The sequence below is a fragment of the Actinomadura sp. KC06 genome (assembly GCF_004348735.1).
In the GTDB taxonomy this organism is placed as follows: domain Bacteria; phylum Actinomycetota; class Actinomycetes; order Streptosporangiales; family Streptosporangiaceae; genus Spirillospora.
In genome coordinates this window covers 1-7864 of sequence record NZ_SMKT01000256.1, presented here as the reverse complement: position 1 = coordinate 7864, position 7864 = coordinate 1, and the positions used below count along the sequence as shown (strand labels likewise).

Annotated in this window: 8 protein-coding genes; all 8 read left to right on the top strand. The window is 66.6% G+C overall.

From position 1 onward, the window contains the following. Nucleotides 1-296 precede the first annotated feature (296 nt). Entirely contained in the window at nt 297-869 is a 573-nt protein-coding gene (locus E1287_RS40510) for a hemerythrin domain-containing protein (RefSeq protein WP_131971000.1), read from the top strand. Between the two features lie 11 nt (nt 870-880). Continuing rightward, nucleotides 881-1330: a hypothetical protein gene (locus E1287_RS40505; RefSeq protein WP_131970998.1), complete on the top strand. Its 450-nt coding sequence runs from the start codon at nt 881-883 to the stop codon at nt 1328-1330. Nucleotides 1331-1407: 77 nt separating this feature from the next. Further along, nucleotides 1408-2499, top strand: coding sequence for a zinc-dependent alcohol dehydrogenase (locus tag E1287_RS40500; protein WP_207934758.1), 1092 nt, complete (start codon nt 1408-1410; stop codon nt 2497-2499). Nucleotides 2500-3470: 971 nt separating this feature from the next. Next, entirely contained in the window at nt 3471-5186 is a 1716-nt protein-coding gene (gene ctaD, locus E1287_RS40490) for a cytochrome c oxidase subunit I (protein ID WP_243719777.1), read from the top strand. A 362-nt stretch (nt 5187-5548) separates the two neighbouring features. Then, nucleotides 5549-5779, top strand: a complete 231-nt coding sequence (locus E1287_RS45200; protein WP_207934757.1) for a hypothetical protein — start codon at nt 5549-5551, stop codon at nt 5777-5779. 335 nt (nt 5780-6114) lie between these two features. Further along, on the top strand, nt 6115-6318 hold the full coding sequence (locus E1287_RS45190; protein WP_207934755.1) for a hypothetical protein: 204 nt from the start codon (nt 6115-6117) through the stop codon (nt 6316-6318). Nucleotides 6319-6529: 211 nt separating this feature from the next. Next, the gene (locus E1287_RS40480; RefSeq protein ID WP_207934754.1) at nt 6530-6970 is read left to right on the top strand and encodes a DUF6098 family protein; all 441 of its coding nucleotides are present in this window, start codon (nt 6530-6532) and stop codon (nt 6968-6970) included. 448 nt (nt 6971-7418) lie between these two features. Beyond that, nucleotides 7419-7864, top strand: a 446-nt coding sequence (locus tag E1287_RS40475; protein ID WP_131970990.1) for a hemerythrin domain-containing protein, incomplete at its 3' end; no start/stop codon positions are given.

The window sequence follows — 7864 nt, the reverse complement described above, 5'->3', positions numbered from 1 at the left end:
GGTCGACGGGCGCGACGTCCAGCTGGCTCCAGTTGCGCAGCTGGTCGTCCAGCGGGATACCGCGGTGTTCGAGCGGGTTGAACGCCACCGGGCTCACCCTCCTTGTCGGTCTGATCGTCTCGGCGGATGCGCCCCTACCCCGGCAAAGCGATTCCGCACACCGATCTCCGACCGCGGACAAGATCTTTGCGGCGCCCGGGGCTCGGCGCGCTTAGCCGCCCGGACGCCGGGTAATGCACGCCGCGTCGCGATCCGCGGGACCGGCCCGGGGCCGGCCATGACGACCAGGAGGGCTCATGCAGACCACACCCACCGACGCCCGGACCACCGAGGACGTGATCGACCTGCTGCGCGCCCAGCACGGCCGGATCCGCGACCTGTTCGACCAGGTGATGAACTCCGACGGGCAGGCCCGCAAGGACTCCTTCCAGGAGCTCAGGCGGCTGCTGGCCGTCCACGAGACCGCCGAGGAGGAGATCATCCACCCGGTCGCACGGAAACTGCCGGGCGGCGAAGGGATCGTGGACGACCGGCTCGCCGAAGAGCGCGAGGCCAAAGAACTGCTGGCCGAACTGGACGGCATGAACACCGACGACCCGGGCTTTCTCAAGTCGATCGACAAACTGCGCATCGACGTCCTCACTCATGCCCGCGCCGAGGAACGCTACGAATTCGACCGGCTCAAAGACCAGTTCAGCCCCGCGCAACTGAAGGGCTTCGCCGCCGCCGTCCGCGCCGCCGAGGCCACCGCGCCCACTCACCCCCACCCCGGCACCGAATCCGCCACCAAGAACATGCTCGCGGGACCGATGGTCGCCATGGTGGACCGCGTCCGCGACATGATCCGCGACGCCCGCGACAAAGGTTGACGGACCAGGGCATGAAACGAGCGTCCCTGGCGGTGATGACGGTCCTGGCGGGTGTCGGCGCGGGCGTGGCCCGCCGACTGCTGGCTCGCTCCCGGCAGGCAGGTGCGAAGGAGGACCGGTGGCTTGTAGTCACGGTGAACTGTCCGCCCGAGCGTCTCAGCGAATTGCCCGAACCGCTCGCCTTGCTCGATGAAGTGGAGACGCGGGTCGCTGCCGCGCCCGGTGACCGTGGCACCGAGCTGGCCGCCCGGATCGCCTGGCCCAGATCTCCCGGAATCGTGGGGCGCCTGGCCGGTGCGGATTCCCGCCAGGCGGTGCGGACCGCGTTGCGGGACGCCAAGTCGCTGCTGGAGACGGGCGAGGTCCTCCGTCCGGACTCGCCGCCCACCACGCGGCCCACGACACGAGGGAAGATAGTCGAGTTTGTGACCCGCCGGGCGTCCGGCGAGGGGCGACTGTGAAGGCTCTGTGCTGGGACGGCGTCAACCGGCTGTCGGTGCGACAGGTCTCCGACCCGCGGATCGAGAACGACCAGGACATGATCGTCAAGGTGCTGTCCAGCACGACCTGTGGGTCGGACCTGCACCTGATCGGCGGCTATCTGCCCGCCATGCGCGCCGGCGACGTCATCGGCCACGAGTTTCTCGGGGAGGTCGTGGAGACCGGCCCTGGGGTGCGCGGGCGCAGGGTCGGCGAACGCGTCGTTGTGTGCTCGTTCATCGGCTGCGGTCGTTGCTGGTACTGCGCCAACGACCTGTGGTCGCTGTGCGACAACGCCAACACCAATCCCGGGATCGGGCAGCTGGCGTTCGGGTACGAGCCGGGTGCGGTGTTCGGCTACTCCCACGCCATGGGAGGCTTCAAGGGCGCGCATGCCGAGTACGTCCGAGTGCCGTTCGCCGACTACGGGGCCTTTCCCGTGCCGGACGAGGTGGACGATATCAGCGCCACCTTCGCCTCCGACGCGGCGCCGACCGGTTGGATGGGCGCCCATCTGAGCGGCGTGCGTCCGGGTGACGTGGTCGCCGTGTGGGGATGCGGCGCGGTCGGTCAGATGGCCGCCCGCGCGGCGATGCTGCTCGGCGCCGACCAGGTCATCTCCATCGACAGGATCCCCGAACGGCTCGCCATGACGCGCGAGCACATCGGATCGGAGACCATCGACTACACCACCACCGACGTCGGCGCCGAACTCCGCGAGCGTACCGGCGGCCGCGGACCGGACGTGTGCATTGAGGCGGTCGGCATGGAAGCGCACACCACCGGCCCACAGCAGTGGTATGACCAGGCCAAACATCAGCTCAGGTTGCAGACCGACCGGCCCTCGGCCGTCCGCGAGGCCATCTACGCCTGCCGCAAGGGCGGCTCGGTCTTCGTGCTGGGTGTCTTCGGCGGCGTGGTCGACAAGTTCCCGCTCGGCGCCCTGATGAACAAGGGCCTGACCCTGCGCGGGGCTCAGATGCACGGGCAGCGCTACATCCCAATGCTGCTGGACCGCATTGCCGCAGGGGAACTCAGCACCCGGCACCTGGCCACTCACGACATGGCCCTGGACCAGGCGCCGAAGGGCTATGACTTGTTCAAGCACAAGAAGGACGGTTGCGTCCGGGCGGTATTCCACCCCGCCTGACCGCCGCTAACACCGTTGGCCGTATCCGCGCCCATGCCGCTAGTCCGATGACGGCTAGACGCCCTGCAGGGCTTCGCCCGGCGAATACATGGCGGACAGATTCCTCAATATTTAGGAAACCGATCTCCTTGTATGTCGGCGCGTAAATGATCTGGCTGGGAGGTTGGCTGCTCGACCCCCGGCGCCCATGACCCGAGAGCCCAGCGAAAAACGTGGTTGACACCCTGCTCAGACCATCAGTGCCAAGGCGTGACGCGGCCGTCCGACTTGGCGGGCTTCTGGCTGTGGCAGCCCACGTGTTCAAAGCTGAGTTCTGGTCTGTGCCGCATTGATGCGCCGCACGTTTGGAAGCGAACGCTGGGGTAGGGGTAGCACCTGCTGTTCAGCGTGGAAGACGTTGTCGCCGCTCGTCGGTGGTGGCTTCGGGGCTGGCCAAAAGGCGAGTGTGATTCCAGACCAGGTAGCGCTCGGGGCGAAAGTGATGCCGATGGAATTGTCGGATTATGAGCGAACGGTGCTGCGGCAGCTTGGCTCTGACCTCGATCGGCAGGATCCGCGGTTGGCGAGGCAGCTCACAGAGTTCACCCCGCTGAAAGGGGATGCCATTGCTTCGTGCCGGCCGCCCCGGGTGGCGGTGGCAGTGGCGGCGGTGATGCTGGCGGCGGTGAGCTTCATGGTGGTGGCGGCGACAACCCTGATGCAGGCGCCCTGTCCGGCTGCGGACGGACAGACCGCCGCAGCCACCGGGTCGCCTTCCCCAACACACCATGTGAGTTCTCCGGCCGATCAGCGGACCTCGTCATCTCAGGGCGCGGCACGAGACAGCGGGACGCGGTCAACGGCAGGTGAACATGCCCCGTCCTCCTCGCCGAGCAGATGTTGAAGCAGGGCGCTTTCCGTACGCGACAAATCGCATGAGGAGTGTGTTGGTGACAGATACGCAGCGGTCGGCCACCGAGCCGTCGACCTCACTGACCGCCCCGGTACGGGCGCCCAAGGGCAAAGTGGCGGTCGAGTGGCTGACCACCACCGACCACAAGAAGGTCGGCTACCTCTACCTGATCGCCTCGTTCGGGTTCTTCTCCCTGGCGGGGCTGCTGGCGATGCTCGTCCGTGCGGAACTGGCCGAGCCGGGACTGCAGGTGGTGAGCAGCTACGAGTACAACCAACTGTTCACCATGCACGGCACAATTATGATGTTCTTCTTCGCCACCCCGCTGTTCGCGGGGTTCGCCAACGTGATCATGCCATTGCAGATCGGCGCCCCCGACGTGGCCTTCCCACGGTTGAACGCGCTGAGCTTCTGGTTGTTCTTCTTCGGCGCCTTGATCACCATTTCCGGCTTTCTGACCAGTGAAGGCGCAGCCAGCTTCGGCTGGACCGGCTATCCGCCGCTGTCCGATGAGACCCGCTCCCCGGAAACGGGCGGGGACCTGTGGACGGCGGGCTTGATCATGTCCGGGTTCGGCACGATCCTGGGCGCGGTCAACTTCCTCACCACCATCATCGGCATGCGCGCCCCCGGCATGACCATGTTCCGGATGCCGATCTTCACCTGGAACGTGCTGTTCACCTCGATCCTGGTGCTGATGGCCTTTCCCGTGCTGGCCGCCGCCCTCGCGGCGCTGTGGGCCGACCGCAACCTCGGCGCCCACATCTACGACCCCGCCAACGGCGGACCGCTGCTGTGGCAGCACCTGTTCTGGTTCTTCGGCCACCCCGAGGTCTACATCGTGGCGCTGCCATTCTTCGGCATCGTCACCGAGGTCATCCCCGTCTTCAGCCGCAAACCCCTGTTCGGCTACATCGGCATGATCTTCGCCAGCATCACCATCACCGGGCTGTCGATGACGGTCTGGGCCCACCACATGTTCGCCACCGGCCGCGTGCTGTTGCCGTTCTTCTCCTTCCTGTCCTTCCTGATCGCCGTGCCCACCGGCATCAAGTTCTTCAACTGGGTCGGCACCATGTGGCGCGGGCAGATCGTCCTGCAGGCCCCGATGCTGTGGGCGCTCGGGTTCATGGTCACCTTCCTGTTCGGCGGCCTCACCGGCGTGATCCTGGCCTCGCCGCCCCTGGACTTCCATGTACACGACTCCTACTTCGTCGTCGCGCATTTCCACTACGTGCTGTTCGGCACCGTGGTCTTCGCGATGTTCGCCGGGTTCTCGTTCTGGTGGCCCAAGATGACCGGCAAGATGCTCGACGAACGGCTGTCCAAGATCCATTTCTGGATGCTGTTCATCGGCTTCCACACCACGTTCCTGGTGCAACACGTCCTCGGCGCCGAGGGCATGCCGCGCCGCTACGCCGACTACCCCGACGAGTTCTCCACCCTCAACCTCGTCTCCTCAGCCGGCGCCGCGCTCCTGGGACTGTCGACCTTCCCATTCCTGTGGAACGTCTGGCGCACCGCCCGCAAAGGCCAGGACGTGCACGTCGACGACCCCTGGGGTTACGGCAACTCCCTGGAATGGGCCACCTCCTGCCCGCCACCACGCCACAACTTCGACTCCATCCCCAGCATCCGCTCCGAACGGCCCGCGTTCGACCTGCACCATCCCCACATCGGCGCCCACCGTGACCAGCGACGCGACCAGGCAAACGCTTCAACCGGCGACCAAGGAGAGCGCGACACAGCGCCAGACGCCGCCAACGAGCGGCCCAAGAGCCAGGACGAACCATGACCGAAGGCCCCGGACACCTTGCCCGGCGCCGACGTCGTCGACCTCCTGCCGCGCCAGCACCGCCCTGGGCCTGAACATTGCGTCACCCAGCCCTTGGACCCCGGGGCCCGGATCGGCCAAGCCAAAGCAGGACCTGAGGTGGACTCCCTCATGGCGTGGGCTGAGCAGTCGGGGAAGCGCTCGATCATCAAGATCCGGTGATGTCGCGGGCGAGACAGCATGATCGGGCGGCCACGCTGGTCGCTGGACACGGGGGATTACGGCCGAGTGTTTCGATATCGGGCACAGGCGGGTGTTGCCGTGGGCGCGTCATCCTGAGGCGGCAGCGTTGCTGGTGGCGATGGCCGATCCGGGATCGCGGGTTGGATGTGATCGTGGTGGGGGAGTACGAGCGGGCGTTCTACCGCAATCAGTTCGCTCTGATGGCGCCGCCGTTCGAGCGTTACGGCGTGCAACTGTGGATGCCCGAGACCGCCGGCCCCGTTGATTTCACCGCCGAGACCCACGAACAACTCATGTTCAATCTCGGTATCCAGTCCAAGCGGGAGATCACTCGGACCAGGATCCGGGTCTCTACGGCGATGGCCGCGTAGTCTCGCGAACAGGGCCGGTACTTGGGCGGCCGCCCTCCGTATGGATACCGATTGGTGGACGTCGGCCCGCACCCGAATCGGGCGCATGCCGCGTGGGGGGCGGGCCCGCCGAGTTGGAGCCCGACCCACAGCCCGCGCCGATCGTGGAATGGATCTTCGCCCAGCGGCTTGCCGGTCACGGCATGGCGCGTATCACCCGGGCGCTCAAGATATCCACATTCCTTCCTTGCCCGTCAGCGGCCGATCCGCGGCGCAACGCTCACCGATCCAAGCAGGGGTGGACGTTGACCACCGGCCGGACGATCCTGGCCAACCCCCGCTACACCGGCCGGTAGGTGCGGAACCGCCAACCGAACGAGCATGATCTGATCGATCCGTCCAACACCGGGCTGGGGCACCGGCAGGTGCAGCGGTGGAGTCTGCCCGCCGGCTGGATCATCTCCGCCCGTCCCGCCCACCCGGCCCTGGTCAGCGAAGCCGACTTCATCACGGTCCGGGGCATCCACGCCGTAAGCGGCTGCGCGTCATTCCACCGGTAAGTGTGCTGCAATCCCGAAGTGGCCATGGTCCCCTGAGAATGGGACCCCAAGAGCGATGTGGATATCCAGCGAAGTGCGTGGGGGGCGGGCGGTGGCCAACCGCACGCCGATCGAACGAGCTCGGCCCCTCAACCACTGGAGCCGTGTGCGTGCTGGACGCTGCGCGGGAGAAGGTCAGAATCGACGTGGCGCGATGGGGAACAGCCCTTCCATGGCGCTGGACATGATCACGACGCTGGATCAGCTCGCGGAGCTGTTGGACCGCCGGCCGTGCCTGTTCGTGCGCTGGTCGGCCGACCCGGAGGCTGACCAGTCTCGTCCGCATAGTGCCGATGGTTTGACCGGTGCCGAGTTGCCGGGGTTGTCCGCCAACCCGCTCGCCGTGGAGCCGTGGTGGGGGTCGCGGTCGACGGTCCTTTGGGTGGCGCGGCGTCTGCACGACTACTCACACCTGAAAAGGGCCCGCGCTCACGGCGCGCGGCCCTGGGTGCTTGAGGGCGAGGAGGTGGGCCGCGGCCCCGACAACGAGCCTCTCGTGGCCCGTCCCGTCGCCGTCGCCCTCATCGACAAGCAGGTCCTCGACCAGGCCGAGAGTTTGCTGAAGCACGACGCGAACGGCGAGTGGGGGCCGCTCGGCCGCGAAGGAGGTTGACCAGCGGGATGCGTCGGGTCATCGCCTCAAGAAATGAAGGTCTCACCGGCGCATCAAAGTCAGTCCGGCCGTGGCCGGTCGGGCGGACGATCCCTGCCCTGATCGACCGAGTTCGCATCCGTCTGGTGCCGTCCAGCAGGTGATTGCGCCGTGCTGCTGCGCCTGCTTGCAGACGTCGTCCTTTGGACGCCGGATTGTCCATCCCGGCCGAGGACTTCTGCACCTCGATGAACGACGGGTGTCCGCCATGATCCCCTGAGTAGCGCTGCGTCCCTCCGGCGGGACCCCTGGGTCGCCGACGAATCTGTGTCTTCGGGAGGCGAGTGGGACTCGCACGCTCGGGTATCAGGCGCCGTGCCGGGTGATCACCGCAGGCCATTACCCGCCAGGGTTGCGGGGCGGCAGCGGTGTTCTCCCGGCAAGTGCACGCGACAAAAGGAGAGGCCTCATGGGAGACGAGAAGCGCGATGTGATCGAGGTTCTCAAGCACGATCACCGGGAAGTCGAGGAGATGTTCGACGACCTGGCGGCCACGACGGATGCGGACGAGCGGCGCCGAATCACCGATGATGTCACCATCGAACTGGTCCGGCACTCCATCGCTGAGGAAATCTACCTGTATCCCGCAGTCCGCGAAATCGTGCCGGACGGCGATCAGATCGCCGACAGGGAGATCGGCGAGCACGCCGAAGTGGAGCGGATTCTCAAGGAACTCGAACGGCTCGACGCCGCACACGAAAGCTTCAATACCCTGGTCAACCGGCTCATCGAGAACGTATCCGCCCACGTCGAGGACGAAGAGGGCAACCTGTTCCCCAAGCTCGCCGAGCACGCCGACGCCGACCAGCTGATGAAACTGGGTGACAAGGTCCAGTCCGCCAAACGGGTGGCGCC